This is a genomic window from Rubritalea squalenifaciens DSM 18772, assembly GCF_900141815.1.
GTDB lineage: Bacteria > Verrucomicrobiota > Verrucomicrobiia > Verrucomicrobiales > Akkermansiaceae > Rubritalea > Rubritalea squalenifaciens.
On record NZ_FQYR01000002.1, the window covers coordinates 1,031,108 to 1,057,313 of the forward strand.

At 51.9% G+C, this 26,206-nt stretch carries 26 protein-coding genes; 6 read left to right on the forward strand and 20 right to left on the reverse strand.

Annotated features, from left to right (window positions below; translation table 11 throughout):
* Positions 1 to 61: 61 nt before the first annotated feature.
* The 7 genes from BUB27_RS04780 to BUB27_RS04810 form a co-directional block, all read right to left on the reverse strand.
* Positions 62 to 1,003, reverse strand: a complete 942-nt coding sequence (locus tag BUB27_RS04780) for a glycosyltransferase (RefSeq protein ID WP_143158394.1) — start codon at positions 1,001 to 1,003, stop codon at positions 62 to 64.
* Between the two features lie 14 nt (positions 1,004 to 1,017).
* Positions 1,018 to 1,686: a BUD32 family EKC/KEOPS complex subunit gene (locus BUB27_RS04785; protein WP_143158395.1), complete on the reverse strand. Its 669-nt coding sequence runs from the start codon at positions 1,684 to 1,686 to the stop codon at positions 1,018 to 1,020.
* A gap of 44 nt (positions 1,687 to 1,730) precedes the next feature.
* A complete protein-coding gene (locus tag BUB27_RS04790; RefSeq protein WP_143158396.1) occupies positions 1,731 to 3,713 on the reverse strand; it encodes an acyltransferase family protein in 1,983 nt (660 codons plus the stop codon).
* A 95-nt stretch (positions 3,714 to 3,808) separates the two neighbouring features.
* Complete coding sequence (locus BUB27_RS04795) at positions 3,809 to 4,468, reverse strand: putative nucleotide-diphospho-sugar transferase (RefSeq protein WP_143158397.1); 660 nt, start codon at positions 4,466 to 4,468, stop codon at positions 3,809 to 3,811.
* Between the two features lie 42 nt (positions 4,469 to 4,510).
* Positions 4,511 to 5,290 carry a glycosyltransferase family protein gene (locus BUB27_RS04800; RefSeq protein ID WP_143158398.1) on the reverse strand — a complete coding sequence of 260 codons (780 nt, stop codon included), beginning with the start codon at positions 5,288 to 5,290 and terminating at the stop codon, positions 4,511 to 4,513.
* Positions 5,291 to 5,305: 15 nt separating this feature from the next.
* The gene (locus BUB27_RS04805; RefSeq protein ID WP_143158399.1) at positions 5,306 to 5,818 is read right to left on the reverse strand and encodes a hypothetical protein; all 513 of its coding nucleotides are present in this window, start codon (positions 5,816 to 5,818) and stop codon (positions 5,306 to 5,308) included.
* A gap of 100 nt (positions 5,819 to 5,918) precedes the next feature.
* Positions 5,919 to 6,932, reverse strand: a complete 1,014-nt coding sequence (locus tag BUB27_RS04810) for a hypothetical protein (protein WP_143158400.1) — start codon at positions 6,930 to 6,932, stop codon at positions 5,919 to 5,921.
* Positions 6,933 to 7,070: 138 nt separating this feature from the next.
* Here BUB27_RS04810 and BUB27_RS04815 point away from each other — a divergent pair, with 138 nt between their 5' ends.
* Positions 7,071 to 7,685: an RIO2 family protein gene (locus BUB27_RS04815; RefSeq protein ID WP_143158401.1), complete on the forward strand. Its 615-nt coding sequence runs from the start codon at positions 7,071 to 7,073 to the stop codon at positions 7,683 to 7,685.
* On the opposite strand, the gene BUB27_RS04820 is transcribed toward BUB27_RS04815, so the two are convergent.
* Both BUB27_RS04820 and BUB27_RS04825 read right to left on the reverse strand, forming a co-directional pair.
* Positions 7,682 to 8,857, reverse strand: a complete 1,176-nt coding sequence (locus BUB27_RS04820; RefSeq protein WP_143158402.1) for a polysaccharide pyruvyl transferase family protein — start codon at positions 8,855 to 8,857, stop codon at positions 7,682 to 7,684. The two genes, BUB27_RS04815 and BUB27_RS04820, sit on opposite strands and share 4 nt — an antisense overlap.
* Positions 8,858 to 8,887: 30 nt before the next feature.
* Positions 8,888 to 10,057 (reverse strand): glycosyltransferase, encoded by a 1,170-nt coding sequence (locus tag BUB27_RS04825; RefSeq protein ID WP_143158403.1) that lies wholly within the window; start codon positions 10,055 to 10,057, stop codon positions 8,888 to 8,890.
* Between the two features lie 47 nt (positions 10,058 to 10,104).
* On the opposite strand from BUB27_RS04825, the gene rfaP reads away from it, so the two are divergent.
* Positions 10,105 to 10,947: a lipopolysaccharide core heptose(I) kinase RfaP gene (gene rfaP / locus BUB27_RS04830; protein WP_143158404.1), complete on the forward strand. Its 843-nt coding sequence runs from the start codon at positions 10,105 to 10,107 to the stop codon at positions 10,945 to 10,947.
* On the opposite strand, the gene BUB27_RS04835 is transcribed toward rfaP, so the two are convergent.
* Positions 10,877 to 11,572: a lipopolysaccharide kinase InaA family protein gene (locus tag BUB27_RS04835; protein WP_159434810.1), complete on the reverse strand. Its 696-nt coding sequence runs from the start codon at positions 11,570 to 11,572 to the stop codon at positions 10,877 to 10,879. The two genes, rfaP and BUB27_RS04835, sit on opposite strands and share 71 nt — an antisense overlap.
* Positions 11,573 to 11,747: 175 nt before the next feature.
* Between BUB27_RS04835 and BUB27_RS04840 the strand changes: the two genes are divergently transcribed.
* Positions 11,748 to 12,551, forward strand: a complete 804-nt coding sequence (locus BUB27_RS04840; protein WP_143158406.1) for a glycosyl transferase — start codon at positions 11,748 to 11,750, stop codon at positions 12,549 to 12,551.
* 24 nt (positions 12,552 to 12,575) lie between these two features.
* On the opposite strand, the gene BUB27_RS04845 is transcribed toward BUB27_RS04840, so the two are convergent.
* From BUB27_RS04845 to BUB27_RS04855, 3 genes are all read right to left on the reverse strand, one after another.
* Positions 12,576 to 13,679: a glycosyltransferase gene (locus BUB27_RS04845; RefSeq protein WP_143158407.1), complete on the reverse strand. Its 1,104-nt coding sequence runs from the start codon at positions 13,677 to 13,679 to the stop codon at positions 12,576 to 12,578.
* Between the two features lie 2 nt (positions 13,680 to 13,681).
* The gene (locus tag BUB27_RS04850) at positions 13,682 to 14,512 is read right to left on the reverse strand and encodes a glycosyltransferase family 2 protein (RefSeq protein WP_143158408.1); all 831 of its coding nucleotides are present in this window, start codon (positions 14,510 to 14,512) and stop codon (positions 13,682 to 13,684) included.
* Between the two features lie 69 nt (positions 14,513 to 14,581).
* Positions 14,582 to 15,490, reverse strand: a complete 909-nt coding sequence (locus BUB27_RS04855; protein ID WP_159434811.1) for a lysophospholipid acyltransferase family protein — start codon at positions 15,488 to 15,490, stop codon at positions 14,582 to 14,584.
* 108 nt (positions 15,491 to 15,598) lie between these two features.
* On the opposite strand from BUB27_RS04855, the gene BUB27_RS04860 reads away from it, so the two are divergent.
* Entirely contained in the window at positions 15,599 to 16,312 is a 714-nt protein-coding gene (locus BUB27_RS04860; protein WP_143158410.1) for a TrkA C-terminal domain-containing protein, read from the forward strand.
* Between the two features lie 65 nt (positions 16,313 to 16,377).
* Entirely contained in the window at positions 16,378 to 16,809 is a 432-nt protein-coding gene (locus tag BUB27_RS04865; RefSeq protein WP_143158411.1) for a hypothetical protein, read from the forward strand.
* Positions 16,810 to 16,878: 69 nt separating this feature from the next.
* Here the strand turns inward: BUB27_RS04865 and BUB27_RS04870 are convergent, their stop codons facing one another.
* The 7 genes from BUB27_RS04870 to polA form a co-directional block, all read right to left on the reverse strand.
* A complete protein-coding gene (locus tag BUB27_RS04870; RefSeq protein ID WP_143158412.1) occupies positions 16,879 to 18,150 on the reverse strand; it encodes an endonuclease/exonuclease/phosphatase family protein in 1,272 nt (423 codons plus the stop codon).
* Positions 18,151 to 18,306: 156 nt separating this feature from the next.
* Complete coding sequence (locus BUB27_RS04875; protein ID WP_143158413.1) at positions 18,307 to 20,154, reverse strand: endonuclease/exonuclease/phosphatase family protein; 1,848 nt, start codon at positions 20,152 to 20,154, stop codon at positions 18,307 to 18,309.
* 75 nt (positions 20,155 to 20,229) lie between these two features.
* Positions 20,230 to 21,006, reverse strand: coding sequence for a type 1 glutamine amidotransferase domain-containing protein (locus tag BUB27_RS04880; protein WP_200797064.1), 777 nt, complete (start codon positions 21,004 to 21,006; stop codon positions 20,230 to 20,232).
* Positions 21,007 to 21,053: 47 nt separating this feature from the next.
* Entirely contained in the window at positions 21,054 to 21,296 is a 243-nt protein-coding gene (locus BUB27_RS04885; protein ID WP_143158414.1) for a hypothetical protein, read from the reverse strand.
* A gap of 38 nt (positions 21,297 to 21,334) precedes the next feature.
* Positions 21,335 to 21,724, reverse strand: coding sequence for a DUF2752 domain-containing protein (locus BUB27_RS04890; protein WP_143158415.1), 390 nt, complete (start codon positions 21,722 to 21,724; stop codon positions 21,335 to 21,337).
* A 25-nt stretch (positions 21,725 to 21,749) separates the two neighbouring features.
* Positions 21,750 to 22,337, reverse strand: coding sequence for an HD domain-containing protein (locus tag BUB27_RS04895; protein ID WP_143158416.1), 588 nt, complete (start codon positions 22,335 to 22,337; stop codon positions 21,750 to 21,752).
* A gap of 3 nt (positions 22,338 to 22,340) precedes the next feature.
* Positions 22,341 to 25,169 (reverse strand): DNA polymerase I, encoded by a 2,829-nt coding sequence (polA, locus tag BUB27_RS04900; RefSeq protein WP_143158417.1) that lies wholly within the window; start codon positions 25,167 to 25,169, stop codon positions 22,341 to 22,343.
* Positions 25,170 to 25,348: 179 nt separating this feature from the next.
* Between polA and BUB27_RS04905 the strand changes: the two genes are divergently transcribed.
* Positions 25,349 to 26,080: a hypothetical protein gene (locus BUB27_RS04905; RefSeq protein WP_143158418.1), complete on the forward strand. Its 732-nt coding sequence runs from the start codon at positions 25,349 to 25,351 to the stop codon at positions 26,078 to 26,080.
* The last annotated feature ends 126 nt before the right edge of the window (positions 26,081 to 26,206 follow it).

Here is a 26,206-nt window from a genome sequence, read left to right on the forward strand (position 1 = left end):
CACAGGCTGAGAGCCCATAGGGTTTCCGCACCACCTTAAGGTATCGTTTAGTCATCAGGAGTTAAACCCTGAGCGTTTTGACCCATTGTTTTAGGTTGGACCTAAAGCTCTCCTCGTTCTTATCAAACCAGGACCTGGCTTTTTCTCCAATAAGAGTGAGCTTTTCCTCGGGAGATTTGATCAAATTGGCTATGGCCGCCTCCAGCTCTCTTGGGTCGGCGTAATAGTTGGTGCCCAGATGGCGAGGCTCGGTGTGATTGAATGGTACGAGAACGCCTCTACGGTTGTCGACTAGTTCATTCATCGGTGGCGCATGGGTCGTCACTGTGACGGCTGAGACTGACATGGCCTCGGCGATGTAATGCCCCCAGCCCTCAGAGCGGGAGGGGCAGAGATGAATGCCGTGTTTGTTTTGCAGCATCTGAAGCTCGTTATCTTCAAGGTATTTGGTGATGAGCTTCACGTTGTCAGGCACTTGCTCCGGGGCATTCTGACGGTGCTGTACCAAGGTCAATTGTGGCCATTCTGGGTGCTTGGCCCAGATGCTGAGTAAGGTTTCTGTGCCCTTGAGTGTGGAGCGGCCAGCCAAATGGAAAAATCTCCGGTAATTTGGGGCTACTTTAGTGAGGTTTCTATCCTCGGAGGTGAAGCCGATGAAGCATGTCTTGGCATGCAGTTGGTCAAAAATGGTTTTTGCGTGCTGGGTTTTACAGAGGACTTGGTCGATGCCATTGAGCAAGCGCACTTGTCTGAGAGGGTACCTTTCCTGGTTCGGGATGAGGAAGTTCTTTTTGGCCGAAGATAGCCAGCGGGGAAAGACCCGCTCCATGAAGATATTGACGTGAAATTTCGTCGGAGCCGGTATCCAGCGATGGTAGGCGGGAATGCCCCTTGCAGGACTGAGGGTAACCTTGGCGCCGAAACTGTGCAGTACATCACGAACGAGCATCACGTCTCGGTCGAGTCCTACTCCATTGGTGCGGGCGATCAGGTTAAAGTGCATAATGTCAGCTGTTCCTATACAGGTGAAAGTGAGTTCAATATCTTGTTCAAACGTTGTCTATCTTTTTCCCGCTCATTATAGCAGTTCAAATAGAGATCTATGAATTCTTGAACGCCTGAGGTTTGGAGTTTTGAGGTGTCCTCTTTATATCTCAATGGTGTGGAAAGGTTGGCGGCCCTCCTAATGAGAGGGATTTTTCCTGAGAAGAACTTGGTGCTGGTGAAATCAATCAGGCCAAAATGGTTGTCTGATATTTGAATCACGTTGCCAAAATGGATGGCTTTAAAGAGAATGCCTTTTTCATGGAGGGAGTAGAAGTACTCAGCCAGCCTCTCCAAGTTGACTTGATCTGGCTGAGTAGCCAAGAGGTCGCGGATGCTGGTACCATCCAGCATTTTGTAGCGTACTACATGGATGGATTCTCCGTCGACTTGCTGGAAATCGAGAATGGTTGGAACGATCACGTCTCTCTCAGCCAAAAGCTTGGCATTCTGGACAAACCGGTGAGCGTAGGGCTTGAAGCGGGAGGAGGAAAATAGCTTAGGCTTTTTGGCCCATACCTTGGAGACTGTCGAATCCGGGTGGATGACGATCGCTGGATGCCCGTGTTTCATGCCAATAGCCTCACCATTGGTGATAGTGTGCTGATAAGCTTTTTGGCTGATCATTGAGGGGGAGTTCATAGTAACTGATAGTGGGTCAACGTTTTTGAGAGGGCGAGAGAAATCTACTCGAGTTGCGATGACTGCTCTTCAGTAGAAAAAATCGTTTCAAAAAGAGGTGCTAGCTTGCGTGCTCCATATTGTGAGATGTGGTCTTTGTCCCTATAGAGGGAATGTCCATTCTCAGCCATGTAGCAGGTTTTGCTATTGCGGGTAAAGAAGGGTGTAGGGTCGATAATGGTGATGTTAGGATGGATGTATTTTTCGAACATGGTGTTAGGAAACTGCTGTAATGCCAAATGGTCTGTTAGTGGAGTTCCTAAACTATCTGGGCCAATGCCAAAACGAAGGCTGTTGGCGAGGATTCGCGGAGGATCCTGGTGTTGATACGGAATCTGCTTAAGGATATAAATCTCAACTCCAAGAGCAGTTAGTTTGTCGAGCGTATCTTTCAGGCAGGATTCAAAGGCTTGATTGGTGTCGAGCGTTTTGTTGCGATTATCGTAAAAGCTCTGTGGTTTGTGGGCCTCACCTTCTGTATTTGTATAGAAGTCCCAGCGGCCAATAAGGATGACCTTTTTGATATTGTGCTTTTTAATGAACTCTAGAGTAGCATTATTCCGATCGACAGCAATGGGTTTGGATATGCTGAAGCCGTGTAGCAGGGGGGGGACAGTAGCTTTGGCGGATGCATAGATACGGCAGTGCAGTTGCTTACATATGGCTTCTAAGGCTGGAGCGGTGTAAGCCGCATGGCTGTCTCCCCAGAGTAGGATTGGGCGTATTTCCGAAGTGGAGTCATCCAGTGGAATGGTGCTGAGAGTCTGCTTATCAAGTAGCCCGTCATCTTTTAGAAGTTTGCTTCGCTCCCCGCCCGCCACAGCGTACTGACGCACATCGGGGGAGAAGCGATCTGGCCAGCCTCTTCCTATGTAAATGATGACCCCTGAGATGAGAAAAAGAGATGTTACGGTAGCGAAGCCTCGGAAGATCGTTTTTCGGCGAATCTCTCGGATGCGGTAGGGGGTTTCAATGAAGTGATAGGATGCGCAGGCAAGGAGGAAACTTGCTAGCACGAGGAATATTTTTGTGGTGAGTGAGAGTTCGCCAGTGGAGGAGTAGTTTGCGAAAACGATTATCGGCCAGTGCCAGAGGTAGAATGAGTAGGATATTTTCCCAAGGTAGACGACTGGTTTTGCGCTCAATAGTTTAGCTGAGCTGGTGGCTTGTTCACGGTTACAGAAGATGATCAAACCTGCTGCAAGGCATGGAGGCAAGGCGGCGAGGCCAGGAAAGGGTGTCTCTGCTGTATAGAGGAACAGAGTAGCTAGAATGGTGGCAATGGAGAACCAGCTGAGAATTTCATTTAGTATTGCTGGCCATGAGTGGCGAGGTTTCCATATGGCGAGTATGGATCCACACAGTAGTTCCCACGCTCTGGCTGGAAGGAGGAAAAAAGTATTCGAAGGTGAGTGGGCTACTCCATAAATACTCCAGGAGAAGGATAAAAGCGCTATTACCGTAAGGTAGGTGAGAATAATGCGGGTATTGTCACCATGGCGCTTATAGAGAAAGATGAGGAGGAAGGGGAAGAGGAAATAGAATTGTTCTTCGACTGCCAGAGACCATGTATGGAGTAGTGGGAAAAACTCCGAGGGGGCTGCAAAGTAGCCGTCCTGTTGTGCAAAATAGAAATTGGAGACGAGAATGGCTTGGGCTACGACTTCTTTGCCAAAGTCTTTGAAGGCCTCTGGATAGAGGAAGTAGTAGGAGCCTGCGATAGTAAATAACACAAGTACAGTTAGGGCGGGAAAGATCCGACGGATCCGGCGCTCCCAGAAACTGCGAATGGAAAAAGTTCCTTGGTGGAGCTGTTTTTGGACAATGGTGGTGATCAGGAAGCCGGAGATGACGAAAAATATGTCTACGCCAACATAGCCACCGGGAAAGCTAAGGGCCGCGTGATAGAGGACGACAGGCAGAACGGCGAGTGCTCGTAGTCCGTCGATCTCTGGACGGTATCGAGTAGAGGTATGGATTTGCGTCATGAAGAGGTGAGGATGATGCAATGGTAGCGCTCAGCAAAGAATCCTAGGATTTCCTTTACCATTAGTGGGGGGCGCATTTTTTTGAGGGAAAAGAATTATTGGTTTTCCAACTCCTTTAGTACTTCCTTGGTCCTTGCAATGGTTCTACGTGCTCTCTTGGACTTCTTATTGATCAGCTTGTGATACCACTTACGCTTCTTGTCTGATAGGCGGCTTGCTTGGAAGTGTTCGATGATCGGGTCATCGCACGCACGGATGCAGTTTTTATTATCGAAAATGAAGTTGTAACAGAAACCGAGGTGGTGAACCTTGAGGTCTTCGATCTCTTCAAGAACTTCTGTTAGTGTGGCTTGATCCCAACGGTGAGGTTCTCTATCAGATTTTTCTTTCCAAAGTTTGAGAAGCTCACGTGTCTTCTCTGTATCTTTTAGCAGAATGGTGCTGGATAGGTTGCCATGGGTGCCTGTGATGTAATCCTTGTACTTGCAGAAGGCGATATCACAGTCGAGCTTCGCCATGTCCGCTCTGAAATCCTTGTGTACATAAGCATCTGAGTCAATGTAGAGGATGTCCCCCTCGTATTTTTCGCGGCATTCCAATAGGAATGTAGGTTTCACGTTCACGATTTTATACCAGGACTCCTTTGGGATGACCTTTTTATGGTAGTCGATGTCAAGCCGCTTGAGTGATTGCTCTAAGATGCCAGCATATTTGGAGTACAGGGGGTCATCTGTATGGTAGAAAACGATTTTCATGAATTGGAGTAGTTAAAGCTACGAAATAGTCTATGGCGATAATTATTGGTTCAGTTGGGAGATGTAGGACTCAACTTTTTTACCAAACTGTTTATTGAGGTCTCTGCATTCTCTTAGGTAGGCTTTGGGGTCTTCAGGTGCTTGGGCGGCATCAATATCAATGTCCCATGGTGGACAGTGGGTGAGGTCTGGAGAAATACCGTAGAATTTCGAAGCAAAAGGGACAGAGATCACTTTTTTGCCCAGAAGTAAGGCCCAATAAATACCGTGATAGGAGTTTGTAACAATGGTCTCACAGCTGCCTATGAAGGCAATCTTTTCATTCATGTCTGCACCGTTGTTAGATAAGGCTGGAAACCCTTTCTTTGGAAGGTGCATACGTTTGTGCTGATAGATGCCTACTTCGTGCTGAACCTCATAGTCTTGATCAAATGCTTCGTGGAAGCATGATGCGCAAGGGACGTGTTCGTAAGGGTTGCAAAAGTCTCTCAATCCTAGAAGCTTGAAATTACTGAGCCATTCAGGGTAGTGAAGTGGCTGTTTTGGGTAGAAGCCATCATCCATATTGATGGTCCAGTTTTCACCTACTCCCCATCCAATGCAGTGGTGCCTGTCATTGAAGAAGCGATGAATATCTTTGAAGGAACCGCCGGGGGATATCAATCCTCCACCACCAAATATCAGTATAGCTGGTTCCTCGGGGGCCGGGTCACAGGCAATGTCTAGGGTTTCCTGTCCAAGAAATGGGAAATAGCGGAAGGCGGGGCTGTACCAGTCACCTGCATTGCTCTCATCTCTTCGGAACACATTATAAATTTTCATACTGAGCGACCTTGATTAGTTGGTTCTTTGGAAAAAATAGATACCCAATGAGTTGCAGAATAGTTCCTCGGTGAGGGTATAGCTTTTGATGAACTTTGAGATGAATTTATTGCGCGTCAGTAGCGATTCCCCAAGTTTGCCGGCCTCTGGAAACCTCCCCTTGTCGGCATAAACGACGACCAAGTTAGAGTAGTAAGGTGCTAGTTTGCGCGCGATACGGTGAATATTCTCTTTGTTCTCAAACCAGGCACTGATTACGAGGACTTGAGGAGTCCCGCTGGAGTTGGCTTTGGCCTTGATAATCTGACCCAGCTTGGGAGTGGCTGTCTGCAAGTGCCTGCATTCAATCCCGGTTGATTCTCTCGTCAGAGCTGTCTGGATGGGGCCAGCAATGAGTAGTGAGTAGTTTTCGCCTACATACTTATCCAGGATTGTTTTGATTGGGGTAGTATCGGAGAACTGCGGATAATACTCGGAGGCATTATTCTCGCAGCTACACTTGCCGAATAGTTTTTTTAGGAAAGACATGTATCTATCTCGATAAGGTTGCGTAAGCGGACTGAGTGGTGAGAGCATGACAAATTTGTCACTTCTGAAAAGGCTTCATTGCATATTCCTTTGAGCGGCTTTATCGGCACTTTAGCGAGTCTGGAAAACTTTTCCGCGGCATTACCGATTCGGGCAGCCGGCTCACGGGGGACAAGTTCCAAAAGCGGCAGTGCGTCTCAGTGTCTCTGAGGAGCTCAAAGGATGGTAAGATGGTGCTCTCGTAGTCCTTGTCTAAGGTCGTAGGGCGGGCTTTTTGGCCGTCCTCGTAACTTCGGGCAGGGGTGTTTGTGGGAGAACCTAGGTCCATGCCGAGGAGATAAGCATTTTCCGCGCCAAGGGACTCTGCAATCTGGCATCCGATGTAGGCGATGGTGTTAGCGGTAAAGACGCCATGAGAGATATGACGACTCCAGCCGATCTTGCTGTCACCGTCAGAGGATATGCTGAGGCTTGGGTGGTGCTGCAGAGCTTCTACGAGATCGTTTGCGCTGAGTTGGGGGAGGCCGTAGTAGCGGTTGACGGTTTGAAGGAGTGAGATTTTTCCAGAAGTAAGGAGCTGAGGAGCTTGTTCGCAGATTCTGGCTAGGCCATTCACGGAAAACAGGCAGTGAGCACCAGAATTGACTGCATCGACTACCAAGGGCATCCGGTGCTCAAAGAAATCGCGGTCTGTAATAGCATAGTGACTGGGGGAAATGCCGACTTCCTGGCAGGTGGCGATAGCTCCATTGAGGCCGAGTACCTTGTGGCCCTGCAGTTTGGAGAGGTCGAGATCTTTGATGGATGGCCCGGTGGCTAGGATCCAGAGGTCTTCACCCTTTATAGCTTTCGGTAAGGGAGCAGTGCGGCCGAGATGCTCCTTCTTCCAATAGATTTCCCAGACGTCAGGCTCGTCGCTCGGGACGAGCTCCAGATTGGCGCCTATATTGCGCATGTGTTTGAGTTCCTTGCCATAGGCCATGCGCGAGCATTTGCGGGAGAGGTAGCTGGATGAATCAAGTTTACTGACGCAGCTGAGGAGAAACTTCTGCCAGATGCCGGGAGGGGGTGGTGTGAAGCTATTCTGTGTGATCGGGTTGTAGAGGTCGGGCATCTTGGCGTAGGTCTGAAACGGAATGCTAGTGTCGGGAAAAGGTCCATCCTTTCAACTCTGAAATGAACGAAGGCCTGGAGATCTGGATATTTGGCTTGATCATCAGATGGAGAAGTTTTGGATAGCGGTGTGCTGGGCATGACTGACGAGCAAGAGTTGCTGGGAAAAGGCAAACTGATCCATACCAATGAGAGGAATGGGGCACCACTGCTTTTGCTTGATGGTGTGGCAGTGAAGTTCTTTCCCAGACGCTCGCCGCTGGTGCATTTGATGAGGGTGGCCTGCAAAGGAACAAAGGCGCACAAGCAATGGAATGCCGCAAGTGCCTTGAGGAAGATAGGTCTACAGACACCGGAGCCAGTAGAGGTGAAAGTCTTTGGTTTTCAGGGTGACTATGAAGCTGCCTACCTCTATCGATTTCTGGAGAATGCGAAGCCACTTCATCAGGCGCTTCTAGATGGTGATCGACCATTGCTACTTAGCACGCTGGCAGAAGAACTGGCGCTGATGGCGCAATCTGGATTCTTATTTGTGGATTTCCACTTGGGCAATGTCTTGGTGGATGAGTTAGGCAAGCTTTGGTGGATTGACCCTGAGATGACCTTTTCTGCTGCTGAGATACGCAAGAAGTTCTGGTCGCGCATGGAAAGAATGCACCACAAGTGCGACCCTGGTGTGCTCAGTGACGATGAATGGAGTTTCTTTGTTAGGATGCTCAATGAGAAGCTTCCTGAAGACCTGAAGAGGATCTAGTCTTTGGCTCTCAATCTAGGAAGAAGACTAGCTAGGTCATCTAGGCACTTGCTCTTGAAGGCTTGAATGCGTTCTTTGATCAGAGGAGTCTGGTCCTTGAAAGATTCAATATCCTCAATGCTGACCTTATCTAGCTCTTGTACAGAGCATGGAAGATTGGCGTCGATGACAAATGCTTTGGTTTTCGCCCGGTTGTCTATGGGGATTACAGCTGTTCCTGCGAGTGAGCTGAAGATGATGCAGTGAAGTCGATTGGTGATCACGAAGCGCATTTCAGAGAGCAACTGTACTGCTTGTTTCCAGGAATCTGGAGCGATGCATTTGATGCCTGTAAGTTCCTCAATCTGAGCGATAAGTTTTCTGTCCTCTACTTCGCACGTGCTGATGACTGTGGGTTCCAGCCCCGCTTCCTTGATGGTCTTAATGAGTTGAGCGACTTGGGGTGCACGTGCGCCACCAGAGCGTGTGACGCAAATGCCGACTTTGTTAGAGTTGCTTGAGTCTGATAGGGAGAGGGTGCTTAGGTGGTCAGCCATGCTCCAGACAATGTCACACGTGGAGACAGCTTCCGTGCCAGAGGTCTCGATGATTTTATGTGAGAGTGCATCTCGTACTGGGATTGGGGTCTCTAGCTGCTGGGTCAAGTTGGCGAACGCTGGTTCTCCTATGCAGTCGACGGTTTGCTTTGTTAGCGAAAAGGGGTAGGCGTAGACCTTGCAGCCCACTTTTTTAGTGGCAACTAATTGGGCAAACATGTTTAGGTGCAGATCACCACGTCCCCACTGGGCACCTCCTGCGAAGTAGGCCGCGGTCGCTCCCGTGAGAGTGCTTTTAAAAGCTTCATCCTGCAGCAATTTGTCTGCGGTCTTCTCGATCAAGGAAGCGTGAGTTTTCTGTAAAAGACTCTGACTCAAACCGAGCTTGTACATGAGGCGGAACCATCGAGGTCTGCGGTAGGATGGTGGGGCCCCAGCATTGTCCATCGGGACGAGCAGCTCATTTGTAAAAGGCTCGATACGTTGTGGGTCGATGCCTTTGTTTCCGTGATACAGGAATCTCACCTCATGGTCCGGGTGAAGCTTAGCCAGACTGACGCCCATTGCCTCAAGAATCGCATAATCACCGATGTTCCCTTTAAGATTGGCGCAAAGAATCAGGACGTAAGGTTTCATAAAATTGGAAGTAATCAATGAGGATAAAGCTTAACGGGCGCTCTCTCTCATGCGCTCGAGCATGATATTGGCTGTGTTGTAGCGGTCTTCAGCTTCAAGCCAATGAGTAATGCTGTTCTGAAGTGCTTCGTGACTGCTTAGGTGTTGAGCGATAGATTTTGCCAGCTCATCGACACCGCAGTCTTGAGAGACGGTCTGACAACCAGCTTCGGAGACATATTGCGCGTAGCCGCAGTTCTCTGTGCAAACGACCGGGAGTCGATAGGTCAAAGCTTCCAGCAAGACCATGCCGGCTGTCTCTTGGCGTGCTGGGTGCACGAGCAGATCGGTCGCCGCCATCCATGCTGGAATGTCATCACGAGGACCGGGAATGCGAACTCGGTCAGCCACACCTAGCTCCTTGGCTAGCTTGAGGTAGGCCGTCGGGTCGTACTGACCGCAGGCTACGAGTACGCTATTTGTGTCTGGTAGCTTGGAGAGTGCCTGGATGGCGATGTCCAATCCCTTGCGTTTGAAATCAGATCCAACAAAGAGGAGGAGATTAGCATTGGACGGAAGATCTAGCTCGGTGAGTAATTTGGTTTTGAGGCTGTCTTTGTCGAGTTCCTGAGTCTCTGGCTTTTTTAGCCATGGCGGAAGCAGGGTGTAGTGTTCCTTAGTGAGGGGGTAAAACTTCTTGTAGGCAGGGATCTCCGAGGCGGCTAGATAGAAGATGTGGGTCTTCGCATGATCTCCAAAAAGGCTATTTTCGGTCTCCAGCAGGTAGCGGTATCGGGGCAGCATCGCTAGCCAAGACGGCTTGGTGCGGGTGAAGCGCTCCTTGTAGCATGGGTCTCCACAGAAGTGGAACGGAGTACCGGGTACACGGCTGAAGCAGATCGCTGTATCCAGTTTCTCTTTGCTATAGAGTTCTTGGCAATCCTGAGCAAAGAGTTTGGCTTTCTGGTGGTTGCGGCCTCCTCCGCTATTCAGGACGATGATTTTAATATCGTCCGGGCGGGGGCCGTCCCACCGGGAGACTGCCAAGATGGGCTCGTCACCAGCTTCCTTGGCGGCATGAGCGAGCCTGAGAGCGTCGCGTTGGAGCCCGCCGTAGGGGAAGTAGTGTTGTAGGAAAATGCCCAGCCTCATAGAGATCCTGAATATAGGAATGGGAACAGGGCTGCCAAGAGCAATCGTGTTCTCCAGTGTAGTGAGCATCCCTCGGGGCTTGACCGTAGGGCTCTTGTCATATCTGCTCTGGGCAGATGATCGATCTATCTCCCGAGATGCAGCGCTGCTTCCCAGAGCCGGGTTCCTTTGAAAAGGTGCTTGAGGCTGAGGGAGATGTTGTCCGTGCCAAGGAGGGGAGAAGGACCTTTCGTTTTGAGTTCGAGGGCAAAGGCTACTTTGCCAAAGTGCATCTGGGAATTGGCTGGGGTGAAGTGTTCAAGAATCTTACTCAGTTCCGCTGTCCGGTGGTTGATGCCTCCAATGAGTGGAAGGCGGTGTCCCTGCTGGAGAGTGTGGGAGTAGAAACCGTGAGCCTCGTAGGTAAGGGGGCTCGTGGAGCCAATCCGGCTAAGCGTCAGTCCTTTGTCATCATGGACGAGCTAAAGGAGAAGGTCGAACTTGAGGATTTCATGAAGGAGTACGGTGGACTCACAGGTTCCAAGCGCCTGAAGCTGAAGCGTACTCTTGTTCGCCAGGTGGCGGATATTGGCCGCAGGATGCATGGCGCAGGCATGAACCACCGTGATTTTTATCTCTGTCACTTTCACATCGGGGAGCGAGATTGGTCCACATGGACGGAAGATCAGAAAATCCGTCTGCCTTTGCTGGATCTTCACCGTGCTCAGATCAGAGGGAAGGTGCCGCACCGCTGGCTGGCCAAGGATTTAGGGGCTCTCTTCTACTCGGCTATCGACTGCGGTATTACGGACCGAGATATGGTGGCCTTCTTGAGAGGCTACTTAGGGGAGCAGTGGAAAAGCGAGCTGAAGAAGGATGCTGCTCTGTGGGATTCCGTGGTGTCCAGAGCTAGGGGGTTTTACCGAAAACATCGCGGAAAGCTTCCTGTGCTTCCGGGTGTGTTTGCCAATTTGCCATAAAGCGCTTGCGGTCTTTCTCCGCTGCTGGCTGATAGCTCTTTTGGCTTTGATGAAGGATGGCGGCGTCGTTGTCGATAAAGGTGGGGCTGAGCGTGTCGTCGAGAATGATATTGGTCGCCTTGAAGTCACCGTGCGTGATTCGCTTCTTTTCCATCGTGAAAAAAACTACCTGCAACTTTGCAGCGATCTCTTTCAATTGATCGCTATCAAGCGCTTGTCGTTGCACAAGGCTCAGCAGGTCTTCACCAACGGCATTTTCCATCAGTAGAGCAGCCCGGGCGGGGATGCCCATCGGGCGCTCCTCGACGATGGCCAGAGGCCGTGCGATCGGAATGCCTGCCTCCAACATGGCATGGCCTGTCTCCCAGCTTTGGAAGGCACGTGAGCGGGTGAGCGCGTAGCGGAGCCTGCGGTGAAATGGCATCTTTTTGTAGATCTTGGCCACGTAGGAAATGCCCTCCAGATCAATGCGGGTAACGGTAGAGCGTGACCCTTGTTTCAGGCTTTCTCCTGGGGCGATCCAGGTTTTCTCCAGACTGGTCATGTAGGCGCGCAATGCGGGGGAGCAATCGCTCAGGCAAAGGCTTTTACAAGAGGGGAGATTAAGGGATTCGAAGTCTGGCATGGGTACAGGCGCTGGAGTGTGCCTGCGTTTATACATTCTGAGCAATCGAGGGCAAGGCTGGGCTGGGGAGCCTAATAGATGTGACACATGTGTTGCGCTTCCGTTTTTCAGCAGCAGTGAAGTCGGTGCTACTGCTGTTCGATTGCTGCCGGGGCAGCGCAACACACACAAGACGATGAAGCAAATACTCTGCATGAAATGGGGGACGGCCTACAGTGCCAAGGATGTGAACATTCTCTATGGCATGGTGTCGAGAAATGTGAGCGGTGAGTTTCGTTTCTATTGTTTCACGGATGATGAATCAGGAATCCGGGAGGAGGTTACTTGTCTACCTCTTCCTGAATTGGGGTGTGAGATCCCGAAGGATGTCCCTGGCAAATGGCCTAAGAGTGCTCTTTGGGGAAAAGAGCTTTTCGGGCTGGAGGGTGTGGCTCTCTTTATCGATCTGGATACCGTGATCGTGGATAACATCGATGGCTACTTCGAGTACGGTGATCCGCAGGATGTGATCACGGCACGTAACTGGCTCTACTTCCGCAAGAGTGCCCAGACCTCGGTTTTTCGTTTTCCCATCGGCGGGCATGCTTATATGTTAGAGAACTTGCGTGCTGACTCAGTGGGGATTTCCCGCAAGTATCGATTTGAGCAAAATTACGTGACCCACGGAGTCAAGGGCGGCGTTAAATTCTGGCCGGAAGATTGGACGAAGCATTTTCGAGTTCATTGCATGGGGACGGCTCTTACTCGCTACTTCCGTCCACCCGTGGTGCCCAGAGGAGCAAAGATGATTACCTTTCCGGGGATCCCCAAGCCTGAGAATGCTGCCCAGGGCAAATGGAAGCCACATGAACCTGTCCGGACTCCAACTGAGCACTTGAAGTGGGTGGGTACACAGCTGCTTGGTGGAAAGAAGTGGCGCCGCCACTTGTCTCGCTACATTCAAAAAGCCGACTGGGTAGGCGAGCATTGGAGGGCCTAAGCCGGCAAGGGCGAAATTATCCTGCTAGAGGATAGGGGCCCGGTAGGCGTTGAGCAGCAAAGTGATCTGCTTGGACGGTGTGTCCAGCAGTCGCTTGGCAAACTGACCTTCGGTTAGATTGTCTTCGTAGTAGCGAAGTGCGGCAGCCCGCATCTTCAGTACTTCGGTTTCAGGCATCTCCACGGCTCGCTGGATAGCTTGTCTGAGGGTCTCCTCATCATGGAAGGTGAGGCAGTTTTCGCCGTCGATCAGTTCAGGTGTGAGGTACTTGTGGTACTGAATGATTGGGATGCTTCCACAGGAGAGTGCTTCGACCAGATTGTGGCAGAGAGGCATTCTGGTGCCTGGGCAAGCCAGGAAGAAATCTGCCTGCATGATGGTATCCAGCCAGTGCGCGAATGGGATTTTGAAGTGCTGAGTTTCTACGCAGGCGAAGGTGATTGGTGGGAGTTCATTGAAGCTCTCTCGGATCATCTGCTGCTGCTTAGCTGGCAGGAAGCTTTTCACCGTTTCCAAGACATGGACACGGTTCATGACTTTGTAGACTTGATTGACGGAGCTGTCGCCATAACTACTGACGCGTGTATTGCCGCCGAAGAAAATACGAGTATTTCGCGATTTGGAGTCATCCACCTGAGGCGGAAATTCTTCCTGAGTGCTGATCTCTGGGTGAACGAAGAAGGGTAGCGGAATCTCAGAGGTGTTCTCAGGTCGTCGCTTCTTGTAGCTGATGCGAATGACGCGTTCCGCCAAGGCTGGTTGCTCATGGATGAGCTTGTCCGTGATGTAGATGAAGGGGCGGTCGATCTCCTTGAGGCTGGAGATGGTGCTAAAGGGCATGTCCAGCAGCTTGACCTTGTAGCGTTTCTTACGGACCGTGGCCAAGAATCGGTAGTTGGCCATGTAATGAGGGGTGTAGCCTTGGGTATGGAAATCTTTAACGATGTGGTAGAGGTAACGCCCCATGACATTGTCAATCTGGGTGTTCACCATGTCGAAAACCACAAGGGGCCCATCCAGGACGCCTTTGCGTTTAGATAGCTCGGCGTATGTACGGATGTGGGAGGGGAGTACATAGCTGCGCAAGGCGTGACTGGTGTACTCCAGTGACTTGAGTAAGGATGCCATGTCTAGGAGAGCTCAGGGCCTACCAGCTGATGGATGCCGTTCGCACAGCGGGTGATTTTCTCCTTGCGGACGCGGGAGCGTAGCTCGCGGTTTTTGCGGATCTTTTCTTCACACTTGTAGCCGCGTGGATGGTCCAGATGAAGCGTGATGGAGCGATGGCGTAGCTGGCGGGGCTTGATGCCCAGATTGACCAAGCGTTCGCCCATTTCGCGGTCTTGACCACCGTATTCGATTACCTCGTTGTGGCCGTTGACGTTCAGGATGTCCTTCTTCCAGCCTGAGGAGTTGCATCCGTTCCAAGTGGCTTTAGTGGGCGTAATGGCGTCTAGCATGATGGCCATGGCTCCTTTGGAGGAGATTTTGAGGTGCTGAGAAAGGCTGCGTAGACCGTTTTCGATGAGCCAGGATGATTTGAAGCATTGACCCATGGCGATATCAGCCAAGGAGATGCGCTCGCTGATTTCCATGCTCAGTTTGCAATAGCCAGCAGAGACAAAGTAGCCTGGCTTGGCTTTGGAAAGGTGAACGTCAATAAAATCTGGATGCGGGATGCAATCGCCATCTGTGAAGATCAGGTAGTCTGAGGGGGCGGCCTGAATGGCTTTGTTCAGGATGATGGATTTGCGGAAGCCTTTGTCCTCATGCCAGACGTGTTTTACGGGGATCTTGCTGGAGGCCGCGAAGCGTTTGATGACTTCGCGGGTTTCTTCTCCAGAGCCATCGTCGGCTATGACGATATCAAAGTTCTTGTTGCTCTGGTAAAGATAACCAGCGAGTGCTTTGGCGAGCCACTGAGGCTGGTTGTAGGTGCTGATGATGACGCTTGCTTTCATGTGCAAGCTGCATTGTCTAATGCTCCAGCTGATACAGATGAATGGAAGAATCGTGACAGCTATGCCGCATTAGTTTGATGCAGGCTTGCGTGGCTTGACACGAGGCTTTTTCCAGTAGGTGTGTAGCCAGAAGACATCGATCAAGTGCTCCCTGAAAATTTGTTCGTAGGAGGCAGTAATGGCGGCCACGATCTCCTCTGTGTCCTCAGAGCTGACTTCGACGGGGAAGAGTTTAATTTTCCACTTACCCGGTGTGTCGGAGTAGATGGCGGCCATGTAGAGCGGGCAGCCACTGCGCCGATGGAGAATGGCTGGAAGTTTGGAGCGGGCTGAACCTTCACCAAAGAACGGGCGCTCGTACTTGCGGCGTTTGCCTGCACGTTGATCGGCCAGAATACCCAGGTTGCCTCCCTTTTTGACAAACTGGCTGAGTGTAGTCATCGGAGTGCCTTTGGGGAACATGGTGCAGCCATGCTTTTCACGTTCTCCAGCCACATACTTGTTGGCCACCTTGTTATCGAGCGGGCGGTAGACGGCGCCGAACTCGGTGTTGTCAGGGGCTGCTGAAACGATGATTTTGGTAAGAATCTCCCAGTTTCCCATGTGGGCAAGGCAGACGATGGTGCCTCGCTTGCTCTCCATGTCTTGCATGTATTGGTCCGGTATTTCTATCTCCACATGCTTGGAAAGCTGCTCTGGAGTCATGCCGTAGGTCTTGAGGGAGCAGGTCAGGTTGGCAATAGAGCGGCGAAATACCTGACGAACCAAGGTCTCGGTGACGGTGATTTCCGGGTGCTGCTTGGCGACAATACGCAGGTTGTTGCGGACCACGCGGCGGCGCTCGGGCATGATCGTGCAGCACAGCGAGCCAAGGCATTCCCCGATTTTCCAGCATATAGAGACTGGCAACAGGCGGAATAGCAAGTTGACCAGCCATATGGCGCAGATGATAGGAATGGCGGTGAGGCGGCTCAGCATTGGGGATGAGGGATAAGATCGAGTTCTTGGTCGCAGCATTAGTCTGTGGGTGCAGCTTGTCAATGGCGGGGCTTGAGTACCTTCAGGGGATAGTGTAGGTGTTAGGATATGGGTTCCTTGCTAGCGCTACTGGTCATTGTTCTGATTTCCCTTTTGGTTGTAAGACTGGGGACCAATGCCTTGGTCCTTACTGGAATGAGTGAGCATGCGGCAAAATTCCAGGCGTCCTCTGCTTTTTTTGGAGTGGGTTTCACCACGGCCGAGGCGGAGATGATCATGAAAAGCTCGGTTCGCCGAAGAATCGTCCTTCATTTGATTATTGCAGGAAATATTGGTCTGACTTCGGCTATGGCGACTTTGATCGTGACTCTCGTGCAGGGTGGAGAGAAGTTGGACGTGGATCTGTGGGAGGGGCTGGTAATGCTCGCGGTGGGAATCGTGATTATCTCTGTACTTTTGAATATGCGCTGGGTGAAAAAGCCCTTGGACCATATCATGAAGATCGGCCTGAAGTCGGCTGGCGTAGTTCGAGCCATGGATTACGATACCTTGCTGAGGGTGGAGGAAGGTTTTTGTATCTCGGAAGTGAAACTTGAAGAAGGGCATCCTTGGAGTGAGAAGAAACTGGGGGAGTCTCGTCCCTCAGACGTTGGCGTGGTGATCCTGAATATACGCAGGCAGGACGGTTCGTTCACCGGAGCACCAGACAAAGGCTGCACGCTTCATGTGGGGGATGAGATCATGGTGTATGGGGCCAATGATGCTGTGGACAAGGTGGCTAAGTATTCTGTGGATCAACTGGAAAATGGAGATGCGGAATAGTGCGGGAGATTTCCTGATTGGTGCTTCCAATCAACAAGGCAGCTTAGTAGAAGTGGGCAGAGATTATGTTTAGCGTATCCCAACTAACAGACGAGCAGAAGCAGCAGATCCATCAATGGGCGGACGATGGTGCCCAGATGGCAGACATTCAAAAGCGGATGGCTGAAGAGCTGGGTATCCAGATCACCTACATGGATACACGATTCCTGATTCTAGATTTGGGTATCGAGCTGAAGAAGGAGGAAGCCCCAGTGGAGAGTGCGCCTGAGGAAGAGCTTAAAGTAGCTACAGGAATGGTGGAGACCACCGTGGATGAGCTGGTGAGACCTGGTGCCCTTGTGAGCGGCCGTGTCACCTTTAGCGATGGAGAGAAGGCTCTCTGGGCTATCGATCAGATGGGGCGCTTGTCTCTGGATGCAGATACTCCGGGATACAAGCCGGATGAGGAGGATATGATCACCTTCCAGGAGCAGCTGCGCGACAAGCTGGCCAAGTAATTTTTTCTTATAGAAAGCGGCCAAGGAATAAGCCTTGGCCGCTTTTTTGTGCCCATAGGGAGGTGTTTCCTAGTTGAGGGAGAAAGTGGTGATCACGGCGGCGTGGTCAGATGGCCAGGTGTTATTGAGGGCTGATGCGATGTTAGAGGCGACGTCGTGTTTCCATATGCCTAGTGTTGTTTCGATCTTTGTATGGAACACCTGTGAAACGAGAGGTTTCAGGCTGCTTCCTCTGTAGTAGATGTGATCAATCCTATCCTGAGGGTCTTTGAGATAAAGAGGTGACCAGGTGTTGCCGGGTTTGGCCTTTGGATCAGGGTGGATCATGCGGAAGGAATCCTTGAGCTTGGCGTTGATGCAGGCGGTGCTCACTGGCCAGGCGATTTTCCCGATGCCACCGTGTTGGGGCGCGGTTTCTTCATTCCAGTCAAGGTGAGATGGCGCATTGAAGTCTCCGACTAAGAGGACTGGGGTTTTATCTGCTTGGGTCAGGTGTTTATCCATGCCCTTGAGTATGGTCGTGATCTCACCGTGGCGCTGAGAACGTAATTCTACTTTGAGGACTTTTTCCACAGTTGATCCTGCTTTTTGCGCCTCATGAGCTCCGGGGTGAGCAGAGTGTAGGTGGCAATTGAAGAGGATAATCTGGTTCGTTGGAGAGTTGGTGAGTTGGATCCTAGCCCCTGTGGCGATGCCGGCTTTGAAGGTCTCCGTGATGGGGTAACGGCTGATGATGCCGCTGCCCCAATAACCCTCAGGAGTGTAATGCCAGCCCAGATCCCTTGCGAGCTGAGGAAGGATGTACTCACCTGAGGAGACTGTATTTTTGCCTTCCTGGATCCCAATCACATCCGCATCAGAGAGAATAATGGCATTGAGGCCTTTCCGGTAGCCATCGTTGATCCAGCCGAGGCCCCGCCACATGTTAAAGCTCATGATTTTGAGCTCCGTGACTTTTTCTGAGGCAAGGCGGTGAACTGGGATCTTCAATGTCGCGTCAGCCGAGCTGCCCTTGAGGTCGGTGGCCCGGATGGTGAAGCTGTTGATTCCGCTGTCCTTTTCAGTCGGTGTTCCGCTGATCTCTCCATTGGTAGCCACTGTGAGCCATGAGGGGCCGTCGACTTTGCTAAAACTGAGTGAGTCGTTTTTATCTAAGTCTGTGGCGTAGGCACTTACTTTTCCCGAGTAGGCGGTATTGGCGACTCCGTGTACCCGGCGGAAGCTTGGGCTGACCCATGTCGGAGGGGTGTTTGCATGGATCCCGTTAATTGTTTGTGCTTGCGCCATTGCCGGGAATGGTGCGAGGCAGCTTGTGATGAGTAGAATGAGAGCAGTTTTCATGAGTAAGGAGGTTACGGTCCGGGGATAACTTATTCTATCTAGCAAAAGTGGTGAAGAGCTTGCAGTTTGGGGAGCATTGCGAATTTAAAAGAAATGAAAGCGGCCAAGGGAGTGATCCTTGGCCGCTTTTTTTTGTGCGTGAGCAGAGTGAGTGTATTACGGTTGTACCGTAAATGTTGTGAGTACAGCACCGTGGTCTGATGGCCAGGTGTTGTTTAGAGCTGGGGTGATGCTACTGCCCCAGGCTCCCAGGGTTTCTTCGATTGCAGTGTGAAACATGCCAGATGATGTAGGGGTGAGGCTGCTGCCTTTGTAATAGATGAAGTCGATGCGGTCCTGGGCGTCGCCAAGGAAAAGGGGTGACCAGGTGTTGCTGGGCTTTAGCACTGGGTCAGGATTCACCTCGCGGAAAGAGTCCAGTAGGCCCGCGTCAGTACAAGCGAGGCTGGTAGGCCAGGCCACATAGCCGACTCCTCCGTGGAAAGGAGCGGTATCTTCCGTCCAGTCGAGATGGGAAGGGGCATTGAAGTCACCGGTCAGCAATACAGGGATGTTTTCCGCATTGTTGATATCAGATGTCATGCCGCTGATGATGGCTGCGATCTGTTCGTCACGCTGAGACTTTTTCTCTTCGACAAGTACCTTTTGAGCGGTTGAGCCTTGTTTATGGGCTTCGTAAGGGCCGTAGTAGAGGTAGTCGAGGTGGCAGTTGTAGAGGATAGCTTCCTTAAGCGGGCTGCTGGTGAGCTTGATCTTTGCGCGGGTGGCTGATCCTACGATGGACTGTTCAGTGATTGGATAGCGGCTGATGATTCCAGGATAGCCTGAATAATAGTGCCATCCCAAATCGGTGGCGATTTTCTGGGCTTGGTTAACGTTTGAGCCGCTGACGTTGTCCACGGTTTCCTGGGTGCCGATGATGTCAGCATCTGCCAAAATAATGGCTTCGAGGCCTTTGCGGTGACCATTATTGATTTGGCCGAGTCCGTGCCACATATTAAAGCTCATGACCTTGAGGGTGGAAACGGATTCTGATCCCGCTGCATAGATGATGATGTTCATCGTAGCGTCTGAGGTGTTTCCTCCCAAGTCCGTTGCTCGGACGGTGAATGCGTTCAAGCCGATATCGTTGGTTGTGGGGGTGCCGGAGATAGAGCCGTCTGCCTGGATGCTGAGCCAGGCTGGTCCATTGACTTTACTGTAGCTGAGGGTGTCTCCCGGGTCAGGGTCGGAGGCGTAGCTGCCAATTTTTCCACTATAAGCAGTACCTGCAATACCGTGAATCCTGCGGAAAGGGGACATGACCCATTCGGGCTGAGCTGGTCCTGCTCCTCCTGTGACGCTGAAGGAAAGTGGTCCGTCGAGGACGTTGTAGCCGTCGTTTTCCAAGAAGTAGGCCACGTAGTTTCCTGGCTGGAGTCCGGGATTGGGAAAATCTACCGATCCGCTGGTGGCTCCGCCGGTATATTTCCAGGTGAGGGAGGGGCTGCCTTGGGCTGGAGTGACACCTGGATTGTAGAGACCAATCCAATCATTGGTGTTACCCGGGCCATTGCTGAAATTGACGGTGATCGTTTCACCATAGGCGTAGCTGGCCTTACTGGTGGTGATGGCTGGATCATTACCCTGTCCTCCTCCTTGGGTGACCGAGAAGTTGATGGGGCCTGAGAGGACGGTGTAGGTGTCGTTACTCAGGTAGTAGGCGCTGTAAGTGCCGGAGGTGAGGCTCGGGTTGTTAAAAGTTACGGAGCCGTTCTTGGGGCCTTTGTTCTTCGAGGTCTGGGAGCCGCCAATGTAGAGCCACTCACTGGCTGCCTGATTACCGGGGGTGACACCTGAAGGGTAGACGCCTACCCAGTCCTGACCGTCTCCAGGGCCATTGGTCCAGGAAGCGGTGATACTCTGTCCTTCCGTGTAGGACGAGCTGTCGAGTGTTAAGGTTTGGGCTACTGCGGAAGAGAGCATGCAGCAACCACCGATCATGGTTATGAGTTTAGTTTTCATGGGAATAGCAACATAAGGTGGCTATTCCCGTGGCGGTAGTTGCAAAATCGTCTAAACCCTTGGCCTTTTGTTCGCCTAGTTCTTGAGGGGAAGATTCGCCAGGAGCTTGAGTACGGCGTCAGCAGTGGGGCCGGCAGAGGCCGGGTTCTGGCCGGTGACGAGACGTTCTGAGGTGATGACCTTCACTTTGAACTTCTCGGCGCCATCGAAGGTGGCTCCTTGTTCCTTGAGTTTGTCCTCGAGCAGGAAAGGGACCTCTTTTGTCAGGCCGACAGCTTCTTCCTCCTCATTGGTGAAGCCGGTGACTTTCTTGCCTTTGATCAGGAGAGAGCCGTCGGAGAGTTTCAGGTTTACCAAGGCAGCAGGGCCGTGACAGACAGCAGCTACGACTCCATCATTCTCATAAATGGCGGCGGAGATTTTAGAAAGGCCAGGAGCATCCGGGAAATCCCACATGGTGCCGTGTCCACCAGCAAAAAAGATGGCGCGATACTCCTTGGGGTCTACCTCAGAGAGCTTCTGCGTATTCTTGAGGGCTTCCTGGGTGCCCTCGGTCTCCATAAACAGCTTGTTGTCTGCATCCTTCATGTCCTTGCTCCGGGGGTCAATCGGGGCAAGGCCTCCCTTGGGGCTGGCAAAGTCCACTCCGAATCCCATCTTGGTGAAGCGGGCCCAAGGATGGGTGACTTCAGCCAGCCAGAAGCCTGTGGCTTTACCATTGGGCATCTTGGCATGGTTGGTGACCACCATAAGGATTTTGCCAGGTGATCCCTCAGCCTTGGCGCTTTGGGGGAGTAAGAGAGCGGACAGGCCACAGAGGAGTATCAGTGCGAAGAACGACTTTTTCATCATAGGGATCATAGTAGCATAGAATTCCACCTTTGCCAGATGTCGGAATGCTATCTGAAGGAGCTCATCACGGTTGACCCTAAAGCGACACTGATAACCACTGCGATGGTCCAGATAAGCATCAGTTTCTGGCCCACTTTTGCGACATTCATCCATCCCCAGATGAAGGCGACAATCCCGCAGAATATACTTAGGATTCCAAGGAGGATTTTTTCATCTTTAAACATCTGAATCAATACCATGATCCAGAAAACAAAGGCGACGGCTGCAGCAGCCCAGTAGAGAATAGTCATCTGATAAGATAGGGGTTTGGTTTTGTAAGTGTCAGATATTAAAATGTTAGTGCGACTCTGGTCAAGGAATAAGCTGTTAGCAAGATTAGCAGGCAGTAAGGCCATTTGGTGAGCTTTTCGCTTCTTTCTATGAATGATGATAGATGTTTGATTCCTGACTGAGGGAGGATGCAGGCGATGCCGATCACGAAAAAGATGAGGAGTACGGGAATCGTAAATGCATGCCACCGCAGAGATGAGAGGATGTCTCCGTGAAGTAGGGCCACGATAGATCGACTCAGGCCGCAGCCTGGACAGCGTGCATCAAACAGAATGGGGACCGGGCATTCGTAGATACAGATGCCGGCTAAAAAGAGAGTGGAGTAGAGTAGGGAGCCTACAGTGAGTGCAATGCAGAGTGGGCGGTTCTTGATGAGTGAGCTGAGCATTGCAATGTTTATACTAGCAGAGTCTTCAGGGGGCGAGCCAGCCCCGATTGACGGCGACTTTGATGCGCGTGTGCATGTATTCCCAGAGTTCGGGGGAAGCTTTCTCGATTTTTTGGTTCTTATCGATGACCTGCTGGTAAGAAACGTGGTTCTCACGCCAAGCGCGTCCTTCGGTCTCCAGATTGTGGAGCATGGGGATGAAGCGGTCTAGTGCAGCGGCAAATTGGGCTTCCTGGCTTTCCTCGGCTTCAAATTCATCCCAGATAGCGCGAAACTCTCGGCCTTGCTCCTCGGGGAGCAGGCCGAATAGGCGAGTAGCGGCTTCCTTTTCCTGGATGGCTTTGGCGGCACGAGCGGCATCGTCATACAAAAGCGCATCCCCGGCATCGACCTCCACGATGTCATGGAGCAGCAACATGTAGATTACGCGGTTGATGTTTGTGTCTTCTGGGGCGTAGCTGGCGAAGGTCAGGGCCATCGTGGCTACAGCCCAGGAATGCTCGGCAGAATTCTCGAAACGGGATTCCGTGAGCAGGTAGGTCTTGCGCTGTACTTCCTTGAGGGCGTCGATGGCCTTGATGAAGTCGATACGTTGCTGGAGGGCGTCGGCCATGGATTAGTGAGCTTGGAGCCAATTGCCGCCCATGCCGGTATCGGCTTTGGCGGGGACGTCGTGTGGGAGTGGGAGAGCGGTCTGCATGGCTTCCACAATTTTAGGGATGAGTTCGTCCTTTTCCTCGAGATGAAGGTCAAAGAGGAGTTCGTCGTGTACCTGGAGGATCATCTTGCTGTGGTAGCCGCCTTTTCTGAGGAGGTCGTCCACCTTGATCATGGCAAGCTTGATCATGTCTGCCGCGGTGCCCTGGATCGGGGTGTTGATTGCTGCGCGGCCTGCATTCTTGCGGATAGAGGCATTGCGGGAGTTGATGTCACGTAGCACGCGCTTGCGGCCGGAGAGGGTGGTGACGTAGCCGTCCTTTTCCGCCTGCTCGATAGTCTTGTCCATGAACTCCTTGATAGCAGGGTATTGCTCGAAATAGGTGTCGATGATTTCGGCGGCTTCACCACGTGGAATGCCCAGACGCTGGGAGAGTCCGAAGGCGGAAATACCATAAATGATGCCGAAGTTCACCATCTTGGCTGTGGAGCGCATGTCGCGGGTCACTTCATCCATGCCGACTCCGTAGACTCTGGCTGCTGTGGCGGTATGGATGTCGTGATCGTGCTGGAAGGCGTCGATCATCGCTTGGTCTCCTGAAATGGCAGCCATCACGCGAAGTTCCACCTGGGAGTAGTCACAGGCAAAGAGGGTGAATTCCTCTCCGCGAGGGACAAAGGCTTTGCGGATCTCGCGTCCGGCCTCGGAGCGTACCGGGATGTTTTGCAGGTTGGGGTCAGAGGAGGCGAGGCGCCCTGTTGCGGTGAGAAGCTGATGTAAATGGGTGTGAATGCGCCCATCTGACGGGCAAATGTGCTCTGGCAGGGCATCCACGTATGTGGACTTGAGTTTGGATGCCTCGCGGTATTCAAGGATGTTCGCCACGATCTCGTGCTTGGGGGCGAGAAGGGAAAGGGTGGATTCGTCTGTCTTGAATTGACCGGTCTTGGTCTTCTTCGGTTTTTCAACGAGTTGCATCTCGCCGAAGAGGATCTCTCCGAGCTGCTTTGGCGAGTTCAAGTTGAACTCCTTGCCGGCTTGTTCGTAGATGCTCTTGGTGAGGTTCTCGATGCGCTTGGCGAGGGTGTGGCCAATTTCGGTGAGGGAGTCACGGTTAACACAGATCCCCTCGTGTTCGATGCGGACAAGAACTGGGAGAAGGGGTGACTCGATATCGTAGAAGACGTCTGACTGGCCGGAGGTGTCAAGCTGCTCGGCCAGGATCTCTGCCAGCTGGAAGGTGATGTCGGCATCCTCACAGGCGTAATCCTTGAGGGACTCGGCGCGGATGGCGCTCATGTCCACGTAATCCTTCTTTGTGGTCTTTTTCTTCTCGGCGAAGGAAAAGAGGTCGTCTGACTGGGTGGAGGCTTCCGCTTCGTTTTCCGCTGCGACATCGGCCAGTTTGATCGTGGTGTAGCCTAGCATGGACTCAGCGAGGTAATCCATGTTGTGGCGTTGCTCGGGATCCACTAGTGAGTGGGCAAGCATGGTGTCAAAGAATGGGCCTGTTGCTTGCAGGCCTTTTGCCAGCAGGACGGATAGATCGAACTTCAGGTTGTGGCCGATCTTGGTGGCCTTGGAGGTCAGGGCTGGTTTTAATTTTTCCAGCATGGCTGATGGTGAGAGATCCTTGCCGGGGATGACGAAGTAGGCTTCCCTGGCTTTCCAGCTGAGGGCCACCCCCAGGAGGTCTGCGGTGCGCGGATTGAGTGCGGTGGTCTCCAGGTCGAAACAGAAGAGGTCCTGTTTCTCGAGTTGCTTGACGAGTTTGTCCAGTTCAGCTGCCGAATTGACCAGGGCGTAGTTGGTTTTGAAATCGGCAAGGGTCTTGAGTTCGGCCTGGACGAGTTCTGGTTGCTCAGCGCTGGCGGTGGTGCTGTGGCCGCGCCCTGCTGTAAAGTCATTGCCGTAGAGGCGTTTGCCAAGGGCGTTGAACTCAAGCTCTGTGAAGAGGGATTTCACAGCTTCATCATCGCGCTGGTCGAGGACAAGATCTTTGAAAGTGGTGCTTACTGGGGCGTCTACCATGATGGTGACGAGTTTTTTCGAGAGCAGGGCCTGTTCCTTATTGTTCTCGACGTTTTCCTTCTGCTTGCCTTTGAGCTGGTCGGTGGATTCCAGCAGTTTTTCCACGGAGCCGAACTGCTTGATGAGCTTCTTGGCGGTTTTTTCACCGATGCCGGGGACTCCGGGGATGTTGTCCGATGCGTCTCCCCAGAGAGCCAGGATATCGATCACCTGAGAAGTGTCCTCGATTTCCCACTTGGAGAGAATGGCTGGGACATCCATGAGTTCCACCTCAGACCCCTTGCGGCCTGGCTTCCACATGGTAGTGGTGGGGGTGACGAGCTGGGCGAAATCCTTATCGGGGGTCACCATGAAAGTCTGGTACTCGCCTGTGGCATCAGCTTGGTGGGCTAGGGTGCCTATGATGTCATCTGCTTCGTAGCCGGGAAGCTCGATGACAGGGATGTGGAAGGCCTTAAGGAGGCGTTTGACTTCAGGGATGGCCTTTGCCAGATCCTCGGGCATGGCATCGCGCTGGGCCTTGTACTCCGGGAAAATCTCATGGCGGGGTGTGGGCTCTTTCGTATCGAAGGCGACACCTAGGTGGGTAGGGGAATGGTTGTCGAGAATATCCAGCAGAGTATTCATGAAACCGAACACGGCTGAGGTATTCATGCCCTTGCTGTTATAGATAGGATTGCGGATCAGGGCGAAATGCGCGCGGTAGACGAGAGCCATGCCGTCTAGCAGGAAAAGGCGTTTAGTGGTGTCGGCCATGGTGAGAAGATGGTGTAATACGAGAGAATTGGTCAATGGTTACCGTGAAAAATATCAATGATTATTGCGCAGAAAGAGCTGGTCAGCTGGGGATCGCTTGTTAAGGATTTTAAGCAATGAAGAGTAGTTCCATACTATTGCTGTTAGTTTTGGTGGGAGCCGGGTACGTACTTTATCCGATGGCTTTACCGATTATGGAGAATGCCGGTTTGGTGGCGAAGGCTGAAAAACCGAGCGAGGACGAGGAGGTTGTTAAGGAACTAGAGCCCGCTCCTGTAGTGGAAGTCGATTTGACGGGGGTGACCCCAGAGGACTTTCCTGATGAAGTTCAGTTGTTGGTTCCTGTAAAGCTACAGATCCCTGGGATGGAGGAGCCTATGGTGCTCAAGAAGGGAGCCATGGTTGAGCCGGTAAGGCTGCAGGGCGATAGTTTGATCTTTAAGCCGAAAATGGTCAGCGTGAATGCTAAAATCCCGATCGATGACACCAACTTCAAGGCGCTGATTAAGCCGATTCTGGAGGTGAAGCGACGTAATGAGGCTGAAGAGAAGGCGAGGCTTGCCGCTCAAGAGAATGAAGCGAATGAAGCTGTAGTGCCCGAGCCTATGCCGGAACCCAAGCCTGAGCCTCAGCCTGAGCCGAAAGCTGCGCAACTGAGTGAGGCTGCAGTCATTGATCTGATGAAGAGCAGTATCGCTGCTGGCGCAATCAAAGAGTTTACTGCCGACAAGGTGCTTGGCTGGAAGCTAGAGGGTGAGGAGGAGATCGACGGGCAGGAATATCAGGTAGGTCTGATAATCTACAATGCCGATACGATCTTTGGGGAGCAGAAGCATGAGGTGAAGGCCTTGATTTTGGACGGTAAGATTAAAAAGTGGATTTGGGCACAAACTGGCGTGGAAGTACGCTAGTTTTAGGGCATTTAGATCTCGATAAGAGCGGCGTTCCTGCAAGGGCGCCGCTTTTTGCTTAGACATGCTTATTAATTGCCAAATCAGGGCAATATTTTTGAAATGTTGTAATTGGTTTGTAATCTG